20 protein-coding genes and 1 CRISPR repeat array are annotated in these 26983 nt (G+C 59.6%); of the genes, 2 read left to right on the plus strand and 18 right to left on the minus strand.

Features of this window, described 5'->3' with window-relative positions; translation table 11 throughout:
• Nucleotides 1-177: 177 nt before the first annotated feature.
• Nucleotides 178-633: direct repeats of the CRISPR family, unit length 29 nt; unit sequence CGGCTCATCCCCGCGTGAGCGGGGAAAAC.
• Nucleotides 634-651: 18 nt separating this feature from the next.
• The 16 genes from cas2e to purL all read right to left on the minus strand — a co-directional run bounded on the left by cas2e (nucleotide 652) and on the right by purL (nucleotide 20559).
• Nucleotides 652-1053 (minus strand): type I-E CRISPR-associated endoribonuclease Cas2e, encoded by a 402-nt coding sequence (cas2e, locus tag HMPREF0045_RS10115; protein ID WP_005986296.1) that lies wholly within the window; start codon nucleotides 1051-1053, stop codon nucleotides 652-654.
• Complete coding sequence (cas1e, locus tag HMPREF0045_RS05495; RefSeq protein WP_005986298.1) at nucleotides 1050-2003, minus strand: type I-E CRISPR-associated endonuclease Cas1e; 954 nt, start codon at nucleotides 2001-2003, stop codon at nucleotides 1050-1052. The genes cas2e and cas1e overlap by 4 nt, the downstream gene beginning before the upstream one ends.
• Nucleotides 2000-2686: a type I-E CRISPR-associated protein Cas6/Cse3/CasE gene (gene cas6e / locus HMPREF0045_RS05500; RefSeq protein WP_231196682.1), complete on the minus strand. Its 687-nt coding sequence runs from the start codon at nucleotides 2684-2686 to the stop codon at nucleotides 2000-2002. Before cas6e ends, cas1e begins: the two co-directional genes overlap by 4 nt.
• Before the next feature lie 53 nt (nucleotides 2687-2739).
• Nucleotides 2740-3471, minus strand: a complete 732-nt coding sequence (gene cas5e, locus HMPREF0045_RS05505) for a type I-E CRISPR-associated protein Cas5/CasD (protein WP_005986302.1) — start codon at nucleotides 3469-3471, stop codon at nucleotides 2740-2742.
• Nucleotides 3464-4591 (minus strand): type I-E CRISPR-associated protein Cas7/Cse4/CasC, encoded by a 1128-nt coding sequence (gene cas7e, locus HMPREF0045_RS05510; RefSeq protein WP_005986304.1) that lies wholly within the window; start codon nucleotides 4589-4591, stop codon nucleotides 3464-3466. The genes cas5e and cas7e overlap by 8 nt, the downstream gene beginning before the upstream one ends.
• A gap of 23 nt (nucleotides 4592-4614) precedes the next feature.
• Complete coding sequence (gene casB / locus HMPREF0045_RS05515) at nucleotides 4615-5268, minus strand: type I-E CRISPR-associated protein Cse2/CasB (protein WP_005986305.1); 654 nt, start codon at nucleotides 5266-5268, stop codon at nucleotides 4615-4617.
• Nucleotides 5265-6935, minus strand: a complete 1671-nt coding sequence (gene casA / locus HMPREF0045_RS05520; RefSeq protein ID WP_005986307.1) for a type I-E CRISPR-associated protein Cse1/CasA — start codon at nucleotides 6933-6935, stop codon at nucleotides 5265-5267. Before casA ends, casB begins: the two co-directional genes overlap by 4 nt.
• On the minus strand, nucleotides 6922-9891 hold the full coding sequence (locus HMPREF0045_RS05525) for a CRISPR-associated helicase/endonuclease Cas3 (RefSeq protein WP_005986309.1): 2970 nt from the start codon (nucleotides 9889-9891) through the stop codon (nucleotides 6922-6924). The genes casA and HMPREF0045_RS05525 overlap by 14 nt, the downstream gene beginning before the upstream one ends.
• A 476-nt stretch (nucleotides 9892-10367) precedes the next feature.
• On the minus strand, nucleotides 10368-11492 hold the full coding sequence (gene purM, locus HMPREF0045_RS05530; protein WP_005986310.1) for a phosphoribosylformylglycinamidine cyclo-ligase: 1125 nt from the start codon (nucleotides 11490-11492) through the stop codon (nucleotides 10368-10370).
• Entirely contained in the window at nucleotides 11492-13066 is a 1575-nt protein-coding gene (purF, locus tag HMPREF0045_RS05535) for an amidophosphoribosyltransferase (protein ID WP_005986311.1), read from the minus strand. The genes purM and purF overlap by 1 nt, the downstream gene beginning before the upstream one ends.
• Nucleotides 13067-13235: 169 nt before the next feature.
• Nucleotides 13236-13607: a sterol carrier family protein gene (locus HMPREF0045_RS05540; protein ID WP_005986312.1), complete on the minus strand. Its 372-nt coding sequence runs from the start codon at nucleotides 13605-13607 to the stop codon at nucleotides 13236-13238.
• Nucleotides 13608-13798: 191 nt separating this feature from the next.
• Nucleotides 13799-15136: an NADP-specific glutamate dehydrogenase gene (gdhA, locus tag HMPREF0045_RS05545; protein ID WP_005986313.1), complete on the minus strand. Its 1338-nt coding sequence runs from the start codon at nucleotides 15134-15136 to the stop codon at nucleotides 13799-13801.
• Nucleotides 15137-15269: 133 nt separating this feature from the next.
• On the minus strand, nucleotides 15270-15704 hold the full coding sequence (locus HMPREF0045_RS11000; RefSeq protein WP_005986314.1) for a hypothetical protein: 435 nt from the start codon (nucleotides 15702-15704) through the stop codon (nucleotides 15270-15272).
• On the minus strand, nucleotides 15701-17734 hold the full coding sequence (gene feoB / locus HMPREF0045_RS05555) for a ferrous iron transport protein B (RefSeq protein WP_005986315.1): 2034 nt from the start codon (nucleotides 17732-17734) through the stop codon (nucleotides 15701-15703). The genes HMPREF0045_RS11000 and feoB overlap by 4 nt, the downstream gene beginning before the upstream one ends.
• Nucleotides 17731-17955, minus strand: a complete 225-nt coding sequence (locus HMPREF0045_RS05560; RefSeq protein WP_005986316.1) for a FeoA family protein — start codon at nucleotides 17953-17955, stop codon at nucleotides 17731-17733. Before HMPREF0045_RS05560 ends, feoB begins: the two co-directional genes overlap by 4 nt.
• 222 nt (nucleotides 17956-18177) lie before the next feature.
• Nucleotides 18178-20559 carry a phosphoribosylformylglycinamidine synthase subunit PurL gene (gene purL / locus HMPREF0045_RS05565; RefSeq protein ID WP_005986317.1) on the minus strand — a complete coding sequence of 794 codons (2382 nt, stop codon included), beginning with the start codon at nucleotides 20557-20559 and terminating at the stop codon, nucleotides 18178-18180.
• 213 nt (nucleotides 20560-20772) lie between these two features.
• Between purL and HMPREF0045_RS05570 the strand changes: the two genes are divergently transcribed.
• Entirely contained in the window at nucleotides 20773-22263 is a 1491-nt protein-coding gene (locus tag HMPREF0045_RS05570; RefSeq protein WP_005986318.1) for a glycosyltransferase, read from the plus strand.
• A 207-nt stretch (nucleotides 22264-22470) separates the two neighbouring features.
• On the opposite strand, the gene purQ is transcribed toward HMPREF0045_RS05570, so the two are convergent.
• Both purQ and purS read right to left on the minus strand, forming a co-directional pair.
• Complete coding sequence (gene purQ, locus HMPREF0045_RS05575; protein ID WP_005986319.1) at nucleotides 22471-23172, minus strand: phosphoribosylformylglycinamidine synthase subunit PurQ; 702 nt, start codon at nucleotides 23170-23172, stop codon at nucleotides 22471-22473.
• Nucleotides 23173-23175: 3 nt separating this feature from the next.
• Entirely contained in the window at nucleotides 23176-23427 is a 252-nt protein-coding gene (gene purS / locus HMPREF0045_RS05580) for a phosphoribosylformylglycinamidine synthase subunit PurS (protein ID WP_005986320.1), read from the minus strand.
• Nucleotides 23428-23672: 245 nt separating this feature from the next.
• Here purS and HMPREF0045_RS10120 point away from each other — a divergent pair, with 245 nt between their 5' ends.
• Complete coding sequence (locus tag HMPREF0045_RS10120; RefSeq protein ID WP_005986321.1) at nucleotides 23673-26936, plus strand: beta-N-acetylglucosaminidase domain-containing protein; 3264 nt, start codon at nucleotides 23673-23675, stop codon at nucleotides 26934-26936.
• The last annotated feature ends 47 nt before the right edge of the window (nucleotides 26937-26983 follow it).

The following is a 26983-nucleotide window of genomic DNA, read 5'->3' on the forward strand; positions in this document are numbered from 1 at the left end:
CTCATCCCGCGTGANCGGGGAAACTTTGTCTGCTTTGGTTGTAGACGCGGCCGCCTAGGCTCATCCCCGCGTGANCGGGGAAAACCAGAAGTCCTTGCCATCAATCACCAGACCTAGCGGCTCATCCCGCGTGAGCGGGGAAAACTACATTGGAGCAGTTTTCAGCTTATGACTGGGCGGCTCATCCCCGCGTGAGCGGGGAAAACGTAGGGTTACAAGTGCTAGTGCTATCCATGAACGGCTCATCCCCGCGTGAGCGGGGAAAACGGACCCCCGTCTCCATGTCGTGGCATGACCTGCGGCTCATCCCCGCGTGAGCGGGGAAAACTGGTGGTGCATGTTTTAGAGGGTCGGGGCACGAGGCTCATCCCCGCGTGAGCGGGGAAAACGATCCAACACATGCCAATCCCATTGCAGCCTAAGGCTCATCCCCGCGTGAGCGGGGAAAACACCTGCTTGGGGGTGCGCAGGTAGAGGCGCGCCGGCTCATCCCCGCGTGAGCGGGGAAAACACCAAACTCCGTGTCCCATTTGGCTAGGGCTGCGGCTCATCCCCGCGTGAGCGGGGAAAACGGCTCCGGCTTGGCCTCAGCGGGCTTAGCGGCCGGCTCATCCCCGCGTGAGCGGGGAAAACACTTCTCGAACTGGGGCTTTACGCCCCAAATCGGTCAGATTTTGGAAAGCCTTGAGAGCTGCGCCTACGCTGAAATTTACTCACTGCCGGTCGCCTACGCAACCGACTCGCGGGATCAGGCTCAGAATACTGGCCGCGCCCCTCAGAGTAGTAAGGGCGCATCATCAAAGTGAGCCCCTCAAAGTCGACCGGCTGCCAAGGATCACCCCAGGTCAGAAAGGCCAAACCCTGCTCATTACGGGCTCGATACACCATCACTGCTCGCCCAGTTTTTAGGTTCGCAACGACTATATCCCATAGACGCTCACGCACACGAGCACTTAAAGTACCCACAAAAACACCAGGCGAAATCTCCATAAGCCAACGCGTCACATGACCACGCAAACCCTCAGGGACAGCAGATAAAACCAGCACAATCACCAGGGCACATCCTCATCATAGGAAACACCAGCAGCTACCGTCCCATCCGCGTCATCCCACAGCCGCAAGTCGGCAACATCTAGCTCGTCGTCGGGCAGATCCCCAGCCACCGAGAGTAGTCGCTTAATATCCGTGACACACCGCTCCAGCAGCCGAAACTCCCTCACGGCGTCACGCACAGCCTTGCGGGCCGCGCTACCTACCGATTCCTCAGTAGGACTAGCCGCCAGGTCAAATGCAATCGGAATGGTTAGGTTCGCCTTATACAGATCCGCAATGTCGTAGACAAAAGAGCGGTAGGTGCCGCTATGGACAAAACCCAGCCCCGGACTACAGCCCAACGCAACTATAACCGCGTGAATAACACCGTAAATAGCTGAGTTAGCTGCCGACAGCGCCTGGTTAACCACTGATCCGTCCTCGAAATTGTCCGGATCATACTCGCGCTTATCCCAGGGCACGCCGGTGCGCTGCGAATTCTGCTGATACAGCCTACGCACTCGCGCCCCCTCACGCCCCCGCAGCTGCTGCAAGCTCAGTTTAGAGACATCCTCACCCACAAAACGCATCAAATACATGTTGCGGGCAACAGCGAGTCTCAAAGCCGGGTCACTTACTGCGCGGGCCTGCGCCTCCAGCAGGCGGGAGGAGCGGGAAGGCGGGGTGCCGTGCGCGTAGTACCGCACCCCGTTCTCTCCCACCCACACAACCGTGGAGCCACTTTCTGACAGTACAGAGATCGCCGAGTGAGTGATACGCACTCCTGGCCCCAGCATTAGCACCGATAGTGCCGCCGCCGGGACGTGGGCGATACCGTGCCCATCGGCCACAGTAATCGCGTTAGAGTCGCGGTTAATTGTGCAACGTTCCACGTACAGGAACGTTAAACGGTCACGGGCTCGCACCAGGTCCTTCGGGTCAGGAGGCTTGGCTCCCGGTATTGGTTTCATGGCCGGGCTAGGGTCAGTAGGCCACAGCCGTAGGCTTTGCCTCGGCCAATCCCGTTGACGACGGCGTGGCGTAGCGCCTGCGGGTCGCTCACCTCAAGGACTCCCTCAAAGGTGGCTATCGATAGCCTGACTAGGCCATTGCCGCGCCTGAACTCAACCAGGCTCCGCTCAACCCCGTTGATCAGGAGGTTTTTCCCATCAACGCGCTGACCCTGGCTGTCTTCCAGCACCGGCAACTCACCACCCAGATCAGCAGATTCCAGGATCTTAAAACCGCAGCGTTCAGCCCGGTCTAAAACCCATTTAGTCTGCTGCTCCTGGGTGACGTGGGCCAGAATTTTCTTCCGCCCAGCCTGATCAAGCTGACTTTTCTCCCTGAACGTGGGGTTTACGCAGAGTCGGAAACCCCAACGCTGCCCAGCTTCAAGCCGGTCCAGGAACCCGTCAAGTTCGCGCACCACTACACCACCGTCGGTGTCGTAACCCGCCGTCTCAACAATGTGCGAGGGGTCAGGCGGCACCGGGCTGGAAATGAACAGTGCATAGGCGGGGCTGCCCTGCTTGCCAGCTGAGTTAGCGACCCGGTCCAGCCGCCACAGCACGCGCGGAGCTGCAGCGTCATCGAGAGAGCCGGGAGGGAAGCAGTTTAGAACCGCCGCGTGCATCGTCTGCCGACTACGCATTAAATTCCGTGCTCCCCGGCGAAACGGGTTTAGGTAGATACGCGTCAGAAACATCAGAGCACCTCCATCGGATCATGAGTCAAACCGGGCATGGATTGGGGCTTTACTGGCACAAATTCAGGGTTTTCTACCTCAATCCGCGTCTCTTCAACAGTGCGCAGGCTGTAGCGGCGATGCTGGGAATCGAAACTGATAGGCACATCCTGCAAGGTGTGGGTGTGCTGGTAAGCAGTTCCCGCCTTGACCGGGATGATCCCCTGATCTGCCACCACACGCAGGCTCACGCGAGCCTCTTTGCGCTTGCGCTGGTAGAACTTTGCAGCCAGCCAGGGGGTTGCCTGCAAGGCATCCCAGGCGGCGCCGTCGTGAACCGCTAAACGCAGGGGCATAGTGGGTGGGCAGGCGCGCCTACCCAGGTAGAGCGGGAATACAGGCCGCACAATTGCCTGCGCCAGGGCTTCAATCAGCTCATCGGGCCCCTCAATGAAGGCACCGAAAGCCGCGTCAGCCCAGTAAAAACGGTCAGACAGGGGCATCGAGACCTCGCCACGGTGGGCCGTGTGGAAATCGCGAAGTAGCTGACCAGGCTGGTCTACCCGCACCGCCACGCGCAGCTGGGCTAAGTCCTCAATGGGATCTACCCGACGGCGCCCCTGGGCTGCTGCTAGGAGGCCAACCAGAGCGCTTTTCGTGGGAAAAGCCTCGGTTGAGCGACGTGTGAACCGGCTGGAGGAGCCCCATGACTGCATGGGGCCAGCCAGCCTTAGGACGAGTACCTTACTCATCGATTGCTCGCACCACTTCAGCAGTAGCCCCACCCAGCTCCGCTAGAGACACCTGGTCGCCCAGGGCATCAAAGCCTGCTCCGCGCGGCGTGGTCCAGGAGACGATGGAGGACACCGGGTCCATGCCGGTGAGCTCGCGCAGCTGCGACTCAAATTCCACAAACCGCTTGATAGCCGGGGTAGCAAAGCCCTCGCCAGCTGCCACAATGGGGTCCTCAAAGGCGCCAGCCAGGTTGATTGGCTGATCATCACGTACCTGCACCAGTACCGCGTCAGGCAGGGTGCGGTTAGCGAAGGTGGTGATCTTGCCGGTGGGCATGGAGCGCACGAAGCTGTCTACAAAGAGCTTAATGGCTTCTTCTGCCACAGCCTCATCACCCAGGTTTTCCCGCAGCAGTTCCACGTTAATCGTGGCGTAGCGGTAGACCGTGGCCGAAGCGAACTCGATGGTGCCGATCATGCCTGCACCTGCGTCAGCCTCGTCATCCTGGCGCTTCTCGTCGTCGACGGCGGTGTAGTAGTCGTATTCGCGCTCAACCGCGCCCACACCGATAGCGTGGGCCACCTGGCAGGCTGCGTCAACGTTTAGCGAGTTAGGCTCAGCAACCATGCGACCAAACAGCGCGATGTCAATGGAGTGGTCAGTGTCTACCAAGTTCCGGGGCTTGAGTGCCTTGAAGGCTTTCTCCGGGTCATCCTCACCAGCCACAGAGATCAGCGCCTCTACCACGTGGTCAATCTGCTTAGCGGATAGGAATACCAGGAACCCCGCTTCCGCCAGCTGCTTTTCGCTCTTGTTGCCACGCGGCTCGGTGAGCTTGAAACCGATGGCCTTCAGCCCCATTGCCGCAAGGTCTGCAGCCTGCGCCTCTAGGTCCGGGCGCTTGGCTACGATGGCGCGGGCAACCAGGTCAACGATCAACTTAGTGCGAACACCGTAGTTGCCGTTAGAGATCTTCTTCTCGAAGTCTTGGCGGGTAGCGCGCTTGATGGCCTGCGAGGAGATGCGCATACGGCTGACGCCACCGAAGGTTGCGCTCTTAGGGGCGCCGGTGTCATCACGGTTCGGGTTCGAGGGGGGCAGGGTCTGCAGGACGTGGATATCGATGAAGAGTGACATTGGTTTTTCCTTTCTTTTTGGCGTCACTTGTTGTCGGTGTCAGTATCGGTGTCGGTGGCTTGCTTAACTCGGGCGAATTGACGCCCCCAGTCACGCATAACAGAGGTGCGGTAGCGCGGGTCTTGCCAGGTGAACAGGTCAGCAGCAAGCTGGCCGTAATCGCAGGGGATTTCAGCAGACTCAAGCTGAGATACCAGCGAGCGTAGGTGTACTAGCAGTCCCGCAAAGGTAGGCGACTGCACTGCAGCAGCAAAGCGCCGGTAGATTGGGGTTTCTTCAGCGCGCTTGTCACCACGCTGGCTCTCGGCAATTAGCCGGATAGCAGAAGCAAAGCGTCGTGGCTGCTCTGAAGTGTCGTGCATAGGCCGCGTGTTAGAGCCCTGATGTAGCGCCCAGAGAGTCAGTGCCGCGTGAGTGGCCTTCTCCCCACGGGTGGGAGCGTCACCTAGGTATCCTGAGCGATCATCTAGGGTCAGGTCCCAGATTGCTGGAACAGTGCCAACCTCCTTGCTAATCGCACCGCGTAGCTGTGCACGCAGTGCGCGCGCTGAGGGGGTGGACACAGACAGGCGGTGAACGATTACCCCATCCACCCGTCCGCGTACTGCTGCGCGTGAGCTGAACCCTTGGCTGCTAGGAGCCGGAGGCGTCTGAGCAGCAGCAACATTGCTGGTCATTTCATTCCTTCCTGTTTGTTATCTGGATTCGGCACTAGCTTTTGCAGAGCCGACCTAAAGAAGTTCTCGGCGATGGAGACATTCATGAAGCCCCAGCCGGTGTCCCGGCCGATAATCGCTGAAGAAGATGCGGAGGCTACTAGTTGTTCCCCTAGCTCAGTTGCGTAACGGCGCAGCTCGCTTGCCCACATCTGGCCCACTTCGCGGGCGCTAAGGCGTCCATCAACCTGTGCAAGCCAGGCCCTAAATGGGTCATCGATGCGGGAGAAAAATTGTTCTTTGGCGCGGTCGCGGGCGCCGTTACCGGCCCCGTCACCGCTTTCACCAGCCGCGCGGGCTAGATTGGCGGCGAGCATACCTACCGTTACAGCCACCTGCTCTGTCAGACGTGCCTGTCGATCAACCTCAGTTGCCAAGTCCTCGCGTTCAGTGCGCATCATGGCTACAGAAAGCGTCAGTTCATCAGCGTAGATGTCATCAACAGTTGCTTCTTGGGGACCATAGGTGACCCCTACAGCTTGGATCTGTATCTGTGTGGGATAGTCTTCAGCAAGCATTGAGCTCTTAAGCTCAGCGTGGAAGCTCAAGACTGCGGACTGCAAGAATTCTCGCTTAGGCTGTTTGTCTGCCCCCTTGATCATTTCGCAAACTGGCAGTGTGCCAGGTAGGTCTCGCCACAGTGCACGCCCCGCCTTGAATTTGCTGGGCATGTAGACGTCTTGCTTGAAATCTCTGGACTGAGGCAGCGAGTAGCGCCATAGACTCTGCGGCTCATAACGCTGCATCTGCTGGGGAGCCAGCTTGTCGCCTTGAGCCAGCACCACGCTTGTGACTCCGCTTGGGTCACCGATCAGCTTGATTCGGCGCGAATGCCAGGTCAGCAGCCTGGGGATGCTCAGGTCTCGCGGGGTTCCCTTTGGGTCTAGGCGGGAGTAGTTTCCGCGCGCAGACGTTTCAGGTGTACTTACTTCCCAGGTACACCAGTCCCATTCGGTTGTGACAGGCACTCCCTTGAGGTCGCCGGCATCTGCAGGCACCAGGTTTAGCAGCAGGGTTTCGTTGAAGTTCTTGCCCTTAAGCCATACCAGACCTAGGTGACCGCACCAGGCCGGACCAATCGGGTAGCCTTTACCGCCCTTCACCTCGCGGTCCCCTACAGCGCCTGAGCGGATTCCGGAGGGGTCGTAGGCTTGAGTGTGCACCACCCAGCGGGCGGCTTCTGCGGCACTAATGCGCTCCAGTGCCTTGCCGTTGCGGGTGGTGAAAAATTGCTCGCCGTTGGGCACGTCAGCAATCACTTTTTCTAGCCCTGAGACTGTGTCTTTAGGGGTACGTAGGTCTGCCACCTGCATGAAGGGGTACTGTCCACCGAATAGGTAGAAACGCTCACGCCACTTTTCCAAGTATTCGATCATTTGCTCGATGGGAGCGCCCTCTTCCAGCTGTTCTAGCCATTCTTCGGCATCTAGCGGCGTGGCCACTCGATAAGCAACAGCTAAAACTAGTCGCTGGATTGCGATGTTTTGTGTGGGTAGCTCGCAGGCTAGGTCAGCGATGTCAGTGCTACGCTGCAGCAGCTCCAGCAGTCCCACCTCGGTGATGGTCCCGTCGAGTAACCTGACGGGAACCCATGGTTCATCAAGCAGATTGTATTCAGGGGGTTTCATTACCCTGTACCTCCATTCCATTTTCAATCGAATAGGTAAGTTTGTGTCCGTATAGGTCTCGGGTCAGGCGCGTGCCGTCAGGGCTCAGGTACATGGCCAGGATTAGTTCTCCAGCTAGTAGCGGGTGCTGGAGGCAAGCCCAGTCTTGGGTGATGGGGTCGTCCCAAATTTCTTGGGCCACAGCGTCCACTGCTTCATCTAGGTCCTGCCCGCTAGCGCGAAATGCCCACGGCGGTAGGGAGATGCTCCAGCTGCAGATGTCGGCTATGCGGCCGCGAGCGTTGTATTCGCTAACTGCAAGCGGGGTGCCATCTGGTTGTGTGCCGCTGATTGGGGGCGCTACCGGCACGTTGTTTAGCTCTGGGTCTAGGGCGACGACGAGCACGGGGATTTGGTCCTCGCCGTCGCGTACGGCTGCTCGGCTGGCGGCTACGGCAGGCCCGTTTGATTCTTCCCCGGTGGCAGCGTTACCCATGAATTTGCTTTCTAATGCGGGGGCTTTCCACTTGGGTAGGTTCATGCCGTCTAGGCACCAGTCATCGGCTTTGGCCTGTGAGCGCTGGTTGTCGTGTAGGTACTTTTCCAAGGCGGCATCTAGGGAGGCAGCCCATTGCTGCGGGCCTACTGGTTCAGCTGTGTTGTAGGCCAAGGCGGTGAGCTGGGCGTAGTCGTTGGGCTCGCTGACAGTAATTTGTCCGCGATCAGCGAGGATGCCTAGGGTGCGTAGATTTGTGTAGCGCGCGTAGACGTAGTCGGTGCCGCTGGAGTAGCTCCAGGGGGCAGAGGCGAGATCATTGACTAGTACCAGGCAGCGGGCGGCTTGTAGACCTTGGGGGCGGTTGCGCCCAGCGTGGCGGTGTAGGCGGCCAATGCGCTGCAGCACTAGGTCCATAGGGGCGGGGTCGGTGAGCATCAGGTCGAAGTCGACGTCGAGGCTCTGTTCGATCACCTGGGTGGCTACTACCACGTGCCTTTGGGGGCGTTTGGTGCTGTTTTTGCCAAATAATTCCAGCATTGAGCTGTCTCGGGCAGAGCGTTCAACTGCCAGGAACCGCGAGTGCAGCAGCGTGGCTTGTTGGCGTCCGAAGACTTTTTTGACGGCGGCGTAGGTTTCTTGGGCTTCGCGCACCGTGTTTCGGATGACCACTGCGCAGCCGCCATCAGCTAGTTCTTGCTCTAGTAGTTTTGCGATTTCTTCAGCACTGGCTACTTGAGTGGGAATGATCTGTTTGGTTACTTCTGCTTCGCCCTCAATTTCGTGGATGCGTACTTCACTTGCGGTCACGGTGGAGATCACCGGGTAGCCGATTGCCTTATCCAGCGCGGTGTTGGCTGCGGTGGCACCTTGGCCGCGTCGGTAGGCGTCTAGCAATTCTCGACGGCGCTCGGGTGGCAGGGTGGCCGATAGTAGGACCACGGGGATTTGGTACAAACCCAGCCAGGTCAGTGCGGCTTTGAGGTAGGTCTGCATGTAGGCGTCAGCGGCGTGTACCTCGTCAATAATCACTACTTTGCCCATCAAACCTAGGTGGCGTACTAGTACGTGACGGGATTTGAGGGCGGCCAGTAGTACTTGGTCGATTGTGCCCACGACTACGGGAGATAGGGTGGAGCGCCACCTTTGTCCCATCCAGCGGCTGGCGTGTAGGCCATTGTCTTTGTTGTCGGCGTCGTCGTCATAAACTTCTAGGGGGCTGTGACCGCTTTCTAGCAGTTCCATAAACGATTTATTTAGGTTGTTTTTACCGTGGGCTAGGTGCACCCCAAGTTTTTGCGGCTCGTCACCCAAGATGCTGGTGAGCCAGCTGGTGACGCGCTCAAACATGGCGTTTGTGGTGGCCTGGGTGGGTAGAGCCACGAAGATTCCCTGTAGTCCCCGCTCACGCATAAGTACCTCGGCGGCGGCGAAAGCTAGTTCGGTTTTGCCTGAGCCGGGTGGGGCTTCAACGATCATCAGGTCCGGGTTTTCAGCGGCGGCGATCTCAATGACTTCGCGCTGGGCTTTGGTGGGCTGGTAGGAGGCGGGCCAGCTAAAACGGTGGCGGTAGAAATCTGTGGCGTTTTCACTATGGAAGCTGGGAACGCGCATGGGTGTGGGGAACTGGGCGCGTTTCCAAGCTCGCCTGACGCGTTCGCGCTGCTGGCGGGCGTTTAATTCCGGATAGCCGCTAATTGAGAGTTTGCCGCCGTCATCTACCGGGCGCAGTCGCAGTGGGAAGTAGTCTTCATTGGAGGCCAACCAGTCTGCGATCACTAGGGCGGAGGTGTAGGCGGAGGCTACTGCAATAGGTAGCTCAGGTAGGGCAGTGTCGGGGGCGATGAGGGGGAAACCGCTACGGCGAGCCATGAAGCGCAGAATTTCTGAGCGAGCCTGCCCCCAGCGCGGATCGTCCTGACTGGAGCCCTCCTGGTACCTGTATTGTTGCTGGGCTAGGGCGACAGCCGCAGCGTCCGGGTAGCGCCCGTGGTGCACCCCTACCAAAATTGCCCACTGGCGGGCAGCTAGCCGGTTACCGCCAGCTTCACTGATTTCATCCCATAGGGCAAACTGGCTGACCAGGCCGTGAGGTAGGTATGAGCGCTCGGGGTAGTCCCGCTTGCGCATTACTGTCAGGCCCTGGTTACGGATCAGTTCGGCCAAGTCTGTGCGCTGACACGAGAACTGGGGGCTCACTTTCCCCAGGTCATGTATGGACATTAGGAATGTAAGACTAGCGCGAGCTTTGGCTTGGTCGCCGCCCCACGCTGAGGCCATGAGCTGGCGGTGATGCTCGCTTAGATACTCATCAAACAGATAACCCGCTATATCTGCACTGTCCAGCAGGTGCTGCACCACTGAGAGCCAGGTTTCGGCGTTACCGCTTTTAGCCCAAAAGCTGCGGGCCAGCTCAGACAGCTCACTAGCCTCCAGTTGCGGCTGCGGCAGCGGGAATGCGGGAGCAGGTTTGCGAATCATTTGTAATTCCTTGCTTGAAACCGCCCTCCTAAAAACATGTCGAGGATTAGCATGAAATTCATGGCGAGGGCTGCTAGACGATCCAGCGGATCGACATCGACCGGTGGGGTTGATGTCTAAAATCTTAGCACCCTTCCTTATGCAATACATCTTTCAAAAAATTAAACATGTACTGCGTCAGGGAATGCCAGCACCTGGAGAGAACAAAAAAATCCCCGCTTTCGCGGGGAAAACGCCCTTCTAACGCACTACCTGATGCACTACATAGGGTCATCCCCTAGACAGGGGAACACGATAACTGTGACTAGTATCACTAGTTATCACTAGTGCTAGATGGACTCTAAAAACGTATCACCCTCCCCCATCCCATTCAATTTGCCCCGCCGGGCCCCCGCATACGCTCCTAGACACCGCCTAAACGCCAGTGGGGACTGGCCGCCCGGCCAGTCCCCACCACGCTCTAGTGTTGTTGCAGCTCAGATGCGGTAGACGCCGTGGATATCCACTGCACCACCCTGCACACCCTTGGTGCCGCTAACCACTCGGCCAGTGACTTCATACTCATCAGCCTTATGTACGCTACCCAGCACGCAAGCCTCAATCCCGGCAGCGCGGCTTACCTCAATGGCAGCTTCAGCGATGGACTCATCCACCACTGCCACCATGCCGATACCCAGGTTCAAGGTGCCCTCCAGGTCATCCCAGGGCACATTACCCAGGCGGCGCACCACATCAAAGACGGGCGGGATCTGCCAGGCGCTACGGTCGACGTCGGCAATTAAGCCAGAGGGCAGCACACGCGCCAAGTTAGCAGCCAGGCCCCCACCGGTGACGTGGCTAAGGGCGTGCACATGCATAGTGGCCGGGTCCGGGCCGCTACCCACGCCCTCAATCATGGCCAGGCAGGCGCGAGTGTATAGGCGGGTGGGCTCTAGTAGCTCCTCACCCAGGGTGCGGCCAAACTCGTCAACGTGACGCTCTAGGCCCCAGCCGGCCACCTCAACTACCCGCCGCACCAGCGAATATCCGTTAGAGTGCAGACCCGAGGCGGCCATACCAATCAGTACGTCACCAGCCCTTACCCGCTCAGCACCCAGCACGCGGCTAGCCTCAACCACACCCGTAGCCGCACCGGCGACGTCGTAGTCATCAGGACCCATCAAACCGGGGTGCTCAGCGGTCTCGCCACCCAGCAGCGGGGTGCCCACAGCCGCACAGGCCTGGGCCACGCCGCGCACAATGTCAGCGATGCGTTCGGGCACCACATGGCCGCAAGCAATGTAGTCAGTCATCAGCAGCGGGCGCGCACCCACCACCACGATGTCGTCAACCACCATGCCCACCAGGTCCTGGCCAATGGTGTCGTGGATGTCTAGGGCCTGGGCGATAGCCACCTTGGTGCCCACACCGTCAGTGGAGGTAGCCAGCAGCGGGCGGCGGTAGTCGCGCAGCTCGCTGACATCCACCAGCCCGGCGAATCCGCCCACTCCCCCAACCACGGCGGGGGTCATGGTGGCGGCCACGGAGGCCTTCATTAGTTCAACGGCACGGTCACCTGCCTCGGTGTCCACGCCCGCAGCGGCATAGGTAACTTCACTCATTACTTGACTCCTTCAATGCGTGGTACCACTGAGTTTCGACGCGGCAGGGGCGCGTCAGTTTTGTTTTCGTCGCGGCGACGGCGGTACACCGAGGGCACGCGCGAGATCGGCAGGGTGGAAATCACCGGGGCCGCATGTGGGGGCTCAATCGGGTAGTTACCGTCAAAGCAAGCCATACACAGGCGTGAAGCTTCCTGGCCACTGGCTTCCACCATGCCCTCTACGGAGAGGTAACCCAAAGAGTCAGCCCCAATGTGGTTGCAAATCTCCTGGGTGTTCATGCCGTTGGCGATCAGCTCAGCGCGGGTGGCAAAGTCGATGCCATAAAAGCAAGGCCATTTAACCGGCGGGGAGGAAATACGGATGTGGATCTCCTTGGCGCCAGCCTCACGCAGCATCCGCACCAGGGCGCGCTGGGTGTTTCCACGCACGATCGAGTCATCAACCACCACCAGGCGTTTGCCTTCAATAACCTCACGCACCGGGTTGAGCTTGAGCCTAATACCCAGTTGGCGCAGGGTTTGGGTGGGTTGGATGAAGGTGCGGCCCACATAGGCGTTTTTCACGATGCCCTGGGCGAAAGGAATACCTGATTCTTGCGAGTAGCCAATAGCGGCGGGCGTGCCCGAGTCGGGGGTAGCAATCACCAGGTCAGCTTCAACCGGGTGTTCGCGCGCCAGCGCCGCACCCATGGCGTTACGGGCCGCAATAATGGAGCGCCCCGAAATACGGGTGTCGGGGCGAGCCAGGTAAACATACTCAAATACGCAACCAGTGGGGGTGGCGGGGGCGAAACGGCGCGTAGCTACGCCGTCGGAGTTAATAGTCAAAAATTCGCCCGGCTCAACCTCACGCACATAGGAGGCACCCACAATATCCAGGGCGGCAGTCTCGGAGGCCACCACCCAGCCGCGCTCTAGGCGTCCCAGCACCAGCGGGCGCACGCCGTGGGGGTCGCGGGCCGCATAGAGGGTGTCTTCAGTCATGAAGGTGACTGAGAAAGCGCCCTTGAGCTGCGGCAGCATCAGCATGGCTACCTCTTCGAGGTCTAGCTCAGGGTGCTGCTTGGCGGTGAGGGAAAGCAGGGCGGCCATCACGGCGGTGTCGGTGGTGGAGCCGCGTCCCAGTTCACCGGAAATATCCTGGCCGGAGGCTTCACGCACGTATTCCATTAGCTCGCGCGTGTTGGTGAGGTTACCGTTGTGGGCTAGGGCCACCGTGTGCTCAGCTACCGGCCCCAGCATGGGCTGAGCGTTTTCCCAGGTGGTGGAGCCTGTGGTGGAGTAGCGTACATGCCCCACCGCGATATGCCCACGTAAGGCTGACAGGCTGGTTTCATCAAAAACCTGGGAGACCAGCCCCAGATCCTTATAAACCATGATTTTTTCGCCATCTGAGGCAGCGATCCCGGCTGCCTCCTGGCCACGGTGCTGTAGCGCGTACAGACCGAAGTAGGTCAGTTTGGCTACATCTTCACCTGGCGCCCACAGCCCAAAGACGCCACATTCATCTTCAGGCTTTGGCTCTAGATAATCGACGGGTTGACTTTTGCGCGGGATTTCACCGAGTGTCACCTTCTAAGTTTGTCACATCCCCTTTAGTGACGCATGTGGCCATTTGTCACATGCGCGCGCTAGTCTCGCTTAACCCACCCCCGCGTTTGGGCCCAGCCACCTCACTTTGAGCACATCAGCGCACCGGTATGACGACGGCGTCCCCCTAGCAGTTTTGGGCCCGCTGGGGTTAAAGCAGCGGCAGGAAATCGCTTAGATCTGTGCGTAGCCCCGAGGCGCTGAGTTTGCCCTCGTCTAGGGCCGCATTCCACTCCAGCACACCAATGGCCAGTTCCAGCCAGGTTTGGGCGTCAGTTTCTACTACCGACGGCGGGGTGCCGCGCCGGTGGGTGGAGCCGGCTACTGCTTGGGTAGCGCCGTATGGTGGTACGCGCACTTCCACGCTGCGTCCGGGGGCGACGGCGGCCAGCTCCTCCAGCGTGTAGCGCACGGCGGTGGCGGTGGTGTTGCGGTCAGCTTCTTGGCCTTGCTGGTACAGGTTGCGCCAGTGGTGTAGGGCAGCGATGCCTTCGGTGATGTCGATACGACGACGGGTGCTCATAGCTGGCCAGATTACCCTCTTGGGCGGCTCTTAAGCAGCCGCTAAAGCTGGCTGCTTATTTGCGGCCGCGCACAGCCCAGGGCACGCCGGCCCCCCAAGCCGCGCCTAACTCAGGCCGCGCACAATGCCAAAAAACACATTGACCCGCCAGGCGTTTAGCCCAGCGGGTCAAGTTGTTGAACTAGCTTGGATCAGATGATGCCGAAAGCGTTCATAACATCGGCTACGCGCACGAAACCAGCAGCGTTAGCACCCAGCACGTAGTCGCCCGGGCGCCCGTAGGTGTCGGCAGCCTCCAGGCAGGAGTGGTGAATGTCAGCCATGATGCCGGTCAGCTTGGCCTCAGCGGTGGCAAAATCCCAGCGGCTACGAGAAGCGTTCTGCTCCATCTCCAGTGCGGAGGTAGCCACACCACCAGCGTTAGCGGCCTTACCGGGGGCGTAAAGAATCCCGGCGGCCTGGAAGTGCTCCACAGCCTCGGGGGTGGAGGGCATGTTGGCGCCCTCAGCCACCACACCGCAGCCGTTACGCAGCAGGCGCACTGCGGCGTCGCCGTTTAGCTCATTCTGGGTGGCACAGGGCAGCGCCACAGAGCAGGTCACATCCCAAATGCTGCCGCCGGTAACCAGCTGGGCAGAGGGGCGACGCTTGACATAGTCGGCTACGCGACCACGCTCGACTTCCTTAACCTGCTTTAGTAGCTCCAGGTCGACGCCGGCCTCATCCACCACGTAACCGGAGGAGTCAGAGAAGGTAACTACCTTGGCGCCCAGGGCCTGGGCCTTTTCAATGGCGTAGATAGCCACGTTACCGGCGCCGGAAACCACCACGCGCTGGCCTTCCATCGACTGACCACGGGTAGCCAGCATGGACTGGGCAAACAGCACAGTGCCGTAACCGGTCGCTTCGGTACGCACTAGCGAACCACCCCAGGCTAGGCCCTTACCGGTTAGCACGCCGGCGTCGTAGGAGTTACGTAGGCGCTTGTACTGGCCGAACAGGTAGCCGATCTCGCGGCCACCCACGCCGATGTCACCGGCGGGAACGTCAACATTGGGGCCAATGTGGCGTGATAGCTCAGTCATGAAGGACTGGCAAAAACGCATGATTTCGGCGTCGCTGCGGCCGTGGGGGTCAAAGTCACTACCACCCTTACCGCCACCGATACCCTGGTTGGTCAGGGCGTTCTTGAAGATCTGTTCAAAACCCAGGAACTTGATGATGCCTGCGTTAACTGAGGGGTGGAAGCGCAAACCACCCTTGTAGGGGCCCAGCGCAGAGTTGAACTCAACCCGGAAACCACGGTTGACCTGTACGTTACCGGCATCGTCAACCCACGGCACACGGAAGATAATCTGACGCTCAGGCTCAACCAGACGCTCTAGCAGAGCGTTGTCGGCGTAGTGAGGGTCCTTTGCTAGCACCGGTTCCAGGGAGGTAAGTACCTCATGTACTGCCTGGTGAAACTCGTGCTCACCCGGGTTACGGCGGATGACGTCGGCATAAACCTTATCGATAGCGGCGGTCATAGCGACCCTTTCCTAAGAGCCCCGGAGGGCATCTGTATGCAATCTCGGTACGTGCATTAGCCTTGCAAAGAATTGTTTACTCTAGGTTACAGACGCAGAAAATCTCACTCCTTGACATAATGATTCACGTCACCTAAATGGTGCGTTTGAGACTTAAGGGACAGCCGGCGCAGCGTATCGCCGTATTTTCATCCACCTCCAGGCTGTGGCACGCCCCTAGGCCAGAGGCGCATAGGCTGGTGGCGCCCAGCAGGGAACCGCTGCGTCGTAGCTGCTCTACCATCACCGCCGCCAGTTGCGGGCTCACCCCGGCTTCTTGGGCGGCGCGCGTGAGGGTGGCGCCGCGCGCTAGGGCTTGGGTTAGGCGTTGGCGCGGTCCGGTTGCGTCCGTCTTGGGGGCGACGCCGGCCATGCCCGTCTTGGGGCCGACGGCGCCGGTTGCGCCACTACTGCCAGGGCCTGAGCTGTCACCAAGGCCGGCTGCGCTGCTGGCAGCCGCTGCGACGTCGTCGACCCCATTTGCACGGCGTAGGCGTGGCCATCCCAGCGCCACCCGCGCGGACTTCACCAAATCAGTCTCCCGATTTGGAACACCACCACCGCCAAGATCCAGGCCGTCACCAGCTGCACGCCCACAGCGCTAGCCGCCCTACGGGCCCCAATCTGGCGGGCCTGCTCAGCCACCGTAGCCAGGCAAGGCGTGTAGGTAAGCACAAACACCAAGAAGGCGTAGGCCCCCACCATGGCGTCGGCACCAGCAGACTTAGCGAAAGAGACACGCACCAACTTAGGCAGCTGACCCAAGTTATCGCCGCCATCTTCAGCGTCACCACCATCAGCTTCAGGATCCATGTTGTAGGAGGTGACCACCGAGGAGATTACGGTCTCTTTAGCCACAAAACCAGTCATAAGTGCACCGGTCATGTGCCATTCACCAAATCCGGCGGGCTTAAAGACAGGCTCTAACACCTGGGCGGTGCGGCCATAAAGCGAGTCCTCCATAGGCAGGTTGGAGTCAGCGAACTTGTGACCGCCAGCCATGGGGATTGCCCCCATCAGCCACACCACCAGGGTCATCAGCAAAATGATCTTGCCGGCGCCCACCACGAAGGCCCATGAACGCAGCCAGGTGTTCTTCAGCGTCACCACTACGCGCGGCACCTGGTAGGCCGGCAGCACCAGAAACAGCGGGGCGTGAGACTGGCCCTTAGTAATAAACGGCTTCAAAACCAGCGATCCCAGCACCACCATTATCAAGCTGAGCACATAGAGGCTAAATACCACGGTGCCGGTGTGGGTGGGGAAGAAAATGCGGGTAATAAGCAGGTAAATGGTCAGTCGTGCGGCGCAGGAGGTGTAGGGAATCACCAGGGTGGTGACCAGGCGCTGGGCCGCGTTAGGTAGCGTGCGGGTAGCCGCCAGGGAGGGCAGGTTGCAACCAAAACCCATGATCAGCGGCATGATTACGCGCCCATCCAAGCCAATGGCGCGCATGAGACGGTCGCCCAGGAAGGCGGCGCGAGCCATATAACCGGAGTCTTCCAGGATTGAGATCATCAGGAAGATGATGAACATCAACGGAATGAAGGAGGCCACCACCCCTAGACCGGTGCACAAACCACCAATCAGCAGGCCATGCACCCAGTTGTCTTGCCAGCCAACCGCTTTTAGAGCCAGACCAATTAAGTGGGCTAGCGAGTAGCTCTTGGACTCGTCAGAAAAAGCCTGCTCAAAGAAGTCCTGGATGGGGCTAACCCATTCACCAGCGATCTTGAACAGCAACCACATCAGGAAGAAGAACACCGGCAGGCCCATAAGCGGGTGCAGCAAAACCCGGTCCACCTTGTCTGAGAAGGAGGGCTCCAGGGGCTGCTCTAGCTTGCCAAAAGCCTGGGCTTCAAGCTTTTCTACCCACTCAAAGATGGCGTCGGCTTGCTCTAGACCGCTGGCCTGGGCTTCTGCCTTGCAGTGACCGCACTTGCATTCGTGCTTGCGTGCGCCGGGGGCACTGTGGGAGGGCTCAATGCCTTTAACCCACTTGGGGTGGGCAATGTTTTCTTTCACCAGGGCCGCAAACTCGTCTGCGTTGCCCAGGTGGCGGGGGTCAATAACGACGACGTCGATCCCCAGGGCCTTGCTTAGGGCCTCCGCGTCAGGGGCCTCATCGGCCACATCCGCCATGGTCAGTACCGCCATGGCGTTGTGTCCAGCCTGGGCTACCTGGCCGAGCAGGTAGAGCGAGCGGGTTAGGGCACTGGCGTCTAGCACCACCACGGTTAGGTCCAGGCCACCGCCGTTTTCGGGGTCGGTGAAGGAGCCGGGGACAGCCGCCAGGGTGTCTACCACTACCTGCTCATCAGGGGAGGCTGCGAGCAGCGAGTAGGTGCCGGGCAGGTCTAGCAGGTTAGCTTCAACGGCTTTCCAGTTGCCACGCATCATTTCGACGGTGGTGCCGGGGGCGTTGATAACCCGCTGGCGGGCGCCGGTTAGAGCATTGAACAGGGTGGATTTACCAACATTGGGGTTACCCACCAGAGCAATAGTGGTGTCGTGGACAGTGGTGTCCAGGGTGATTGTGGCGTGACAGGAGCAGCTCACTTGATTACCTCCACGTTGATGTGGTGGGCGCTGCGGCGGTCTACAGCCACACGAGCGCCGTCAATATTTACCACTACCCCGCCAAAAGCTGCGCGGTTAACCACGTGGAGGTTAACGCCCGGGCGCAGGCCCAGTTCATGCAGGCGTAGTAGGTTCTCTTCGCTAATATCCAGTTCGGCCACCTTGGCGCGAACTCTTTTAGGGCACTGACTTAGCAACATGGCGTTATCTTAAGCCTTGCCTTACTTAGGCTAATAGGACCTTAGATGTAGCACTAATTGCTGCAGTTTTAGTTAAATTATGCGGTTTAACCTGGTCATTTAGGTAAGGCTAAAGGGACCTTAAGCCAATATAAAAACGTTTTGTCACAAAAAGCTTGGGGCCGACTGGCTGCTGCCAGTCGGCCCCAACGCTCACTAGGGTAAACCTATTAACCTGGTGTTTTAGTTGAACAGGTCAGGCAGTACGCGCTCAACTGCGAGGCCTACCTCCGCTAGTTCTAGGACCATAGGCGCACCTAGGTCCTGAGAGAGGATGTCATGACCGGTGATAGCAAACAGGTCGCCACCGGTGGTACCAATGCGGGCAGCCTTAACACCTTCAGCTTCAGCGGCGGCGTAAACCGCCGGCAGCGCCCCTTCGGGCACAGCAATCACGCAGCGCGCCCCAGACTCAGAGAACAGGAAGGTGAAGTCATCCAGCCCGGCGCCGTCGGCGGCAGCAGTGGCCGCATTGGCGATGTCCACGCTTACACCCACGCCGCAGCGCAGGGAGCCCTCCAGCAGGGTCTGCACCAGACCACCGGCAGAGCAGTCGTGGGCGGCGTTGATCAGGCGCTCACCAGCCGGGGTGCGGGCCTCGCTTAGGGCCAGCAGCACGTTCCCCAGGGCCATTTCGGCGTCCAGATCCACCTTGGGCGGCAGGCCACCTAGGTGACGGTGCACTACCCGAGCCCAGGCGGAGCCGTCCAGCTCATCGTAGGTTTCGCCCAGCAGCACTAGGGCTAGGCCTTCTTCCTGCCAACCTGAGGGGTTAGCGCGGGTGACGTCGTCGATCACGCCCAGCACGCCCACCACGGGAGTGGGGTTAATGGAGGAGTCAAGCAGACCCTTAACCTTGCCGTGGGAGTTGTAGAGGGACACGTTACCGCCGGTAACCGGAATACCCATCACCTTGCAGGCGTCAGCCAAACCGGTAATGGCCTCCACCAGCTGCCACATGGCGTCAGGGTCCTCGGGGGAACCAAAGTTCAGGCAGTCGGTTACCGCCAGCGGGCGGGCGCCAACCGTACACACGTTACGGTAGGACTCGGCCAGAGCCTGGGCTGCGCCGGTAGCCGGGTCAAGCTTGGTGAAACGCCCGTTAGCGTCAGTGGAGATAGCCACACCCAAGCCGGTCTTTTCATCCACACGCACCACACCGGCATCGTCGGGCTGAGACAGGGCGGTCTGGCCGCGCACGAAACGGTCGTACTGGTTGGTAACCCAGCTGGCAGAGGCGTAGTTGGGGTTAAGCGCAATAGCCATGGCGTGGGCCGCTAGCTCCTTGGAGGAGGCGGGGCGCTGCAGCTTGGCGCTAGTGTCAGCGTTTAGCTCATCCTGCCAGGCAGGGCGGGCGTAGGGGCGATCATAGGTGGGGCCTTCGTGGGCCACGGTCTTGGGGTCCACGTCCACAATGCGCTCACCGAAGTGGTCAATGGTTAGGCGCCCAGAGCCGTTAACCTCACCAATCACGGAGGCTTCCACATCCCACTTGCGGATGACCTCCATGAAGGCCTCCAGCTTTTCGGGGGCCACCACAGCCATCATGCGCTCTTGAGATTCACTCATGAGGATCTCGCCGGCGGTTAGGGACGGGTCGCGTAGCAGCACGTTTTCTAGGTTGACGTGCATACCGCCGTCACCGTTGGAGGCCAGCTCGCTGGTGGCGCAGGAAATACCGGCGGCGCCTAGATCCTGGATACCTAGCACTAGATCCTGCTTGAACAGGTCTAGACAGCATTCGATAAGTACCTTCTCCATGAAGGGGTCGCCCACCTGGACGCTGGGACGCTTGGCCGGCATACCATCCTCGAAGGATTCGCTGGCCAAAATGGAGGCGCCACCAATACCGTCACCACCGGTGCGGGCCCCGAATAGCACCACCTGGTTGCCGGCGCCCGAGGCGTTAGCTAGGTGAATGTCGTCGTGGCGCATAACGCCCACGCACAGGGCGTTTACTAGCGGATTTTCCTGGTAGGAGGAGTCGAACTCGGTTTCACCACCAATGTTGGGCAGGCCCAGGCAGTTACCGTAACCGCCCACACCGGCCACCACGCCGTGAACCACGCGGGCGGTGTCTTCATGGTCAACCGCACCAAAACGCAGCTGGTCCATAACCGCCACCGGGCGGGCACCCATAGAGATAATGTCGCGCACAATACCGCCCACACCGGTAGCCGCGCCCTGGTAAGGCTCCACGAAGGAGGGGTGGTTGTGGCTTTCCACCTTGTAGGTGACGGCCCAGCCGTCACCGATGTCTACCACACCAGCGTTTTCACCCATACCCACCAGCAGGTGCTCACGCATCTGGGGGGTGACCTTCTGGCCAAACTGCTTGAGGTGGATCTTGGAGGACTTGTAGGAGCAGTGCTCAGACCACATTACGGAGTACATGGCCAGCTCAGCGTTGGTGGGACGGCGCCCAAGCAGTCGCTTAATGTCTGCATACTCTTCCGGTTTGAGGCCCAGCTCCGCGTAGGGCATTTCCTTATCTGGGCTAGCCGCAGCGTCCTGAACAGTATCGGGGTGCTCCACGGGGGTAACGGAATTGGGCAGGGAGGTCATTGGCGCTCCTGAACGTGACGTTTAATTGCGCTTAACCGGCGTTGAGTGCGCCTAGCGCATTTACTCTCTAACTCTACTCGTCTTGACTGGGAAGTTAACAGAGGAAGGCGACAATCGGCCAATATGTGCACTCCAGCATTTTTCACATTGTTGTTTTCGGCGAAAATTCCAAAAGTGCTGTGCACCACAAGCAAATGATGTTGGACTGGTGTCATGAGGAACATCGACGTTACCCCTCGCCCCTTAGCGGAGTTAGCGAGCCACCTCAGCGACGCGGCCACGAAGCGCCTGGACGCCGTCGTCGACGCCGGACGCCGCCTAGGTCAGGGACGCACTATTTTCAACATCACCCCCAGCGCCGCTGCTGACTCAGGTGTGGCCGAGGCAGTAGAAACTATTACCGCGCTGGCACTGGATGCGGGCATAGACACCCGCTGGTATCAGCTGGATATGCCCGCCCCGTTTAGAGTTTTAAGCGAGCGACTAGACAACTGGCTGCATGGCTACGACGGCGACGGCGGGGTCTTGCGTGACAAGGAACGTGATCTTTATGAGCACGTGTTGTCCTCGAACGCGGAAAACCTGGTGGATGAGATTTCCAATGGCGACATTGTGGTGCTGCATGAGGCGGCCACCGCTGGCCTAGCCCAGGCTTTCTCTGAGGCGGGGGCCTGGGTGGTGTGGCGCTGCCACGGCGGCACTGAGGATCTAAACGAGCACAGCCAGCTGGCCTGGAGTTTCCTGGAGCCTTATCTGGACTGGGCCAACCGCATGGTGTTCACCCGTGATGTGTACCGCCCGCCATTTGCCCCGCCGGACAGCTGCGACGTGATTGCCCCTTCTATTGTTCCCGACTCCCCGAAAAACCGCGTTTTGGACTTGGATGAGTCCTTGTCAATTGTGCGTTTAGCAGGAATTTTCGACGGCGTAGCTCCCTTTGATGCGGTGCCTTTCATACGTGAGGATGGGCGCCCGGGGGTGATTGAGAAGCTTGACGGCGTGATGCTGGCCGGCGGCCCGGTTCCCCAAGGGGCCCGCGTGGTTACGCAGGTTTCACGCTGGTCTGCGCTTAAAGGCAATGTGCAGCTGATTGAGGCTTTTGCCGCTGACCGTGAGCTGCTTGCCGACGACGTGCACTTGCTGCTGGTGGGGCCGGCTTTGGATAGTAAGAGCCGGCAAACTACCAGGGTGGTTAACAGCGCTAGTGGCGAGCCGCAGCTAGCTCCCCACAACGGGCATCCTTCTGAGGCGGCCAGGGTGTTGGCGCAGGTGCTTGACGCCCATGCGGTGCTGCCGCCGTCGCTGGCTGAGCGGGTGCATGTGGCCGCTATCCCAATGCTTGACCACGAGGTAAATGCGCTGATTGTTAACGCTTTGCAGCGCACTAGCACGGTGATTACGCTGATGAGCCGCCAGGAGGGTTTCGGTTTACCGGTCACTGAAGCCATGTGGAAGAAGGCCGTGGTGGTGGCCGCCCAGGTGGGTGGCTTGATTGAGCAGATCGACGACGGCGTCAACGGGGTGTTGGTGCCGGGCCTGTCTGCCTACAGCTGGGGCCAAGCCGTAGCTGAGGTACTGCGTTTCCCACAGCAGTCGGCGGAAATGGGCCTGGCGGCCCATGAATCTGTGCGCGCTAATTACCTGCCGGACCGCCACTTGCGTGACTGGCTGGAGCTTATCGCCACCATGGTGGACGAACGCTAAAAGACGAACGCTAAAACTGGTGGAGGCAGCCCCTGACGGGGCTGCCTCCACTTCTAGCTGTTGCGCCTGGCTGTTAGCCGCGAGCGCCGGCCATCCGCGAATGTCCGCTGGTAAACCGCGAGCGCTGGCTAACCGCGAGCGCCAGCTGGCCTGGGCCGTCCCAGCTTTGGCGCCTGGCTAGCTCTGAGTGGCCGGCTACCTGGCTGATCAGGCGGTGGCTAGCACTGCGTTTAGGACGGAGGCGAATACGCCTAGGCCGTCAACGCCGGTGCGTAGGCCGCCGGCGCCGGTGGGGCCGAAGCCGGGTTCTACGGCGTGTTCGGGGTGGGGCATGAGGCCCACTACGTTGCCGCGTTCGTTGGTTACGCCGGCGATGTCGCGGGCGGAGCCGTTGGGGTTGCCGCCTAGGTAGCGGAAGACTACGCGGCCTTCGCCTTCGAGGCGGTCTAGGTCTTCGTCGGAGGCGATGAAGTTGCCTTCACCGTTCTTCATGGGGACCACGATTTCCTGGCCGGCGCTAAAGGCGTTGGTCCAGGCGGTGTTGGCGTTTTCGATCCGTAGTTTCTGCTCGCGGCAGATGAATTTTTGGTGGTCGTTGCGGATTAGGGCGCCGGGTAGTAGGTGGGCTTCGGTGAGGATTTGGAAGCCGTTGCAGATGCCTAGTACGGGCATGCCTTGGTTGGCGGCGTCGATTACTTCTTGCATTACCGGGGCGAAGCGGGCGATGGCGCCGCAGCGTAGGTAGTCGCCGTATGAGAAGCCGCCGGGTACTACTACGGCGTCGACTGCGTGTAGGTCGGCGTCTTTGTGCCAGAGGCTGACGGGTTCGGCTCCGGCTAGGCGTACGGCGCGTAGGGCGTCGACGTCGTCGAGGGTGCCGGGGAAGGTGATTACACCGATACGTGCCAAGGTTTAGGCCTCCTCAGCGCGAACAGAAACCACGTCTTCAATGATGGGGTTGCTCAGCAGCTTGTCGGCGGCTTCGCGGGCGGCGGCTAGGTCTGCTTCGGTTACTTCGCCTTCTACGGTTAGTTCGAAGCGGCGCCCTTGACGCACCGCGGTGAACTGTTCGAAGCCTAGTCGCGGTAGGGAACCCACTACGGCTTTACCTTGGGGGTCTAGGATTTCCGGCTTAGGCATAACTTCAACAACAATGCGTCCCATGGTTTCTCCTGTATGGGCGGGCGTAAGTCACTACCAGGTTACTAGCACCAACGGACAAACTACATACTTGCCAGGCGTTGTATATCTCAATTTATTGGTTTGGTTGGCTGCCTGAGGCGAGCGGGAAAGTAAGTAACTAATACTTTAGACTGGTGTTGACCGCGCGTGGCCTGCCCCGCCCCCTTTGTTTCGCTGTGGAAACGGCCGCTGACCACGCATCCATTAATCTCGATGAAGAGGACATAATGCGTCTAACTTTGCCTCGGCGTCGTTGGGCGGCCGGATTGGCTGTTGTGGCTATGACTTTGACGGGTCTGGCCCCGGTAGCCGTCGCAACTGGTCCGGTAGCTGTGCCGGCTAGCCCCACCCAAGCCGATTCCCATCCCCAGGTTTTGCCTGTTCCCCAGTCACTGAGTTGGGGTAGCGGCGCTGCCACGTTTAAGTCCACTACGGTGCATTTTGATGTGCAAAACCAGGACGAGCCCACTAAAGCTACGCTGAATGCTTTAGCTAAAGCCAATAATTTGCAGGTTACTAGTGCGGCTGCGGCCACGCTGAAGGTCACGGTTAAGGTGGCTGCTTCTGGTGAGCAGGGCGACGGCGCTGGCCAGGCCCCTAAGCACGCTGAGGGCTACCTGCTTAAAGCTGAGGGTAATAGCGTCACTATTACCGGCTCTGATACGCGCGGCGCTTACTATGGCGTGCAAACGCTGCGTCAGCTGGTTAAAGACGGCAAGCTCTATCACGCCACGGTGCGCGACTGGCCGCTGATGAGTGTGCGCGGCACGATTGAGGGTTTTTACGGTATTCCCTGGTCTCACCAGGCTCGCCAGGATATTTTGGCTTTCTCTGGCAAGCACAAGATGAATACCTACATTTACACCCCTAAGGATGACGCTTATCTGCGCGCTAAGTGGCGTGAGCTGTATCCGCAGGCGGAGCTGGCTAAGCTTAAGGAGCTGGTGGATACCGCTAACGCTAACCACGTGGATTTTGTGTTTGCCCTCTCCCCCGGTAACGACATTTGTTATGGCCAGCAAAGTGACTATGACGCCACGGTGGCTAAGTTTGAGCAGCTGCGCAAGATTGGGGTGCGCTCGTTCTATATCGCTTTGGACGACATTAACCCGCGTTTGAACTGTGACTCTGACGCCACCCAGTTCCCTTCGCGGGGGCCTTGGACGCAGCTGGCTGACGCCCAGTCTTACTACCTGAACAAGGTGCAAACTGAGTACGTTAAGGCCAACCACCTCAATGATTTGATGATGGTGCCCACTAACTATTCGGGTAACGCCACTGACCCGTTTAAGACGGCTCAGGGTGAGCGTTTGCACCAGGATATTCGGATGCAGTGGACTGGGATGGGGGTTTTCTCTGACCAGATCACCGTTGACCAGGTGACTAAGGCGGCCACCACCTACAACAATAAGCACCTGTTTATTTGGGATAACTTCCCGGTTAATGATGGCCAGCGGGGGCGACTGTTCCTTAACCCCTTGGAGGGCCGTGACCCTAACCTGTACAAGTACATTGACGGTTTCACCTCTAACCCCATGATTCAGCCTTATGCTTCGCTACCGTCGCTAGCTAACTATGGTGATTACACCTGGAATGGACCTAAGTATGACGCTCAGGTCTCGTTTAAGGCGGCTTTGGCGGAGCTGGCTGGCACCAGTGATGGCCAGGTAACTAAGGCGCTTGATGCGTTTGTGGATCTTAACCAGTCGTGGAAGCCTTACCGGGCTTCTTCGCAAAGCGCCCCGCAGCTGTCTAGCGACGTTAAGGCTTTTAAGGATGCTTTAGCTAGCGGCAATGCGGCCACGATTAAGTCCACTGCCGCTACTTTGCGTGCGCGTTTGCAGCTGATCCAGCAGGCCCCGCAGCTGCTTGCCAAGATGGAATCTAAAGGTTTTTACAATGACATTAAGCCTTGGCTGGAGGCGGCCCGCGATTGGGCTAAGGCCAGCGAGTCGGCTGTGGATGTTTATTTGGCTATTGGCGCCAATAATGGGGAGCAGGCCACTAGCGCCCTGATGGCGATGCAAGCCTCACAACAAAGCGCGCTTGCGCCCCGCGTAGATGATATGGATTCGGACTTTACGGTTAAGCCCGCTTCTATTACGGCTTCTGTAGGCGACGGCGTCTTTAACGCTTTCGTGGACGATGCCGCCAAGGCTTGGGATAAGTGGGCTGCTTTGACTCCCGCTAAGGGCGGGGCCGCCTTGAAGGTAACCGAGGCTTCTACCACTATGGGCACTTGGGAGAGCTATGTGCCCGCTAATGCGGTTGATGGCCGGGAGGACACTTTCTACTGGTCTAACTCTGCCCCACAGCCGGGTTCTTATTTCCAGCTTGATCTTGGTAGCGAGCAGGAGATTGGTTTGGTGCATGTCAGCCAGGGCCGTAGTGCTTCGCAAACTGGCGACATGATCTATAACGCTGAGGTTGAGGTTTCTGGTGATGGCTCTAACTGGACTTCACTGGGCCAGTTCACTAACCAGGCTGAGATTACGGCTAAGGCGCCCGCCGGCACTATGGCGCGTTATGTGCGCCTGAAGGCCACTGCGGCTAACGGTAATGGGGCTTGGGTGCAGATCCGCGAGTTCCAGGTTTCTAGCCCCACTAAGGGCCTGTCTACCACTTTGGTTAGCGCTAAGGACCACCCGCTAGATAATGCGGTTGACGCTAAGGGGGCTACGGCTTTGGTGGCCACCCAGGTGCCTGAGGACGCTAATTTGGTGCGTGAACTACCCCAGGCGGCTAGCGGCAAGGTGAGTGTGGTTGTGGCCGGCCAGGTTGGGGCCACGGTTGAGTACCAGCGCAGCGACGGTAGTTGGGTGGTTTTGGGTAGTGCCGACGCCGCCAAGCACTATCAGGTGTTTGCGGTTGAGGGCCCGGTTAAGGCGATTCGGCTAACTTCCATTAAGGGCGAGGTTTTGCCCAACATTTTGGAGTTTTCTTACCGGGCTTGGCGTGCGGGTGATCCTCAGCCAGGCTCGACGCCGGCGCCCACCCCCACCCCGACGGTTGCGCCCACTGCGTCCCCAGCCCCCACGGCCAGCCCGGCACCAACGGTAACGCCCACCGCCACGCCGACGGCTACTCCCACGGCTAGCCCGACACCCACTGCGGCTCCAACCGTTACCGCAGCGCCTAGCCCCACCGCTAGCGCTACCCCCACGGCCAGCCCAGTACCAACCGCTGCCCCGGCACCCACAGCTAGCCCGGCTCCGACCGCTACCGCAGCACCCACGGCTAAGCCCACCGCGGCTCCCACAGGCCGGCCTAGCGCCCTACCCAGCGCTTCCAACCGCGCCAGTGCGCTGCCCTCGACTAAGCCGTCCTTGCTGCCTGGACAGCGGATCACGCTAAACCCGACCCCTGGCCAGGCCCGCTACTCCAATGGCTTGCTGGCCCACACCGGGGCCAACCTTGCGATTGGTTTAGTGGCCCTAGCGGCACTGGCTAGCGGCGGCTTGCTGCTGGCCCGGCGTCGTCGCCAAAGCTAAACCAAAGGCGCCGGGCAAGGAAACGGTAACCAAAAACCTTGCCCGGC

The organism is Actinomyces graevenitzii C83 (assembly GCF_000239695.1).
Taxonomy (GTDB): domain Bacteria; phylum Actinomycetota; class Actinomycetes; order Actinomycetales; family Actinomycetaceae; genus Actinomyces; species Actinomyces graevenitzii.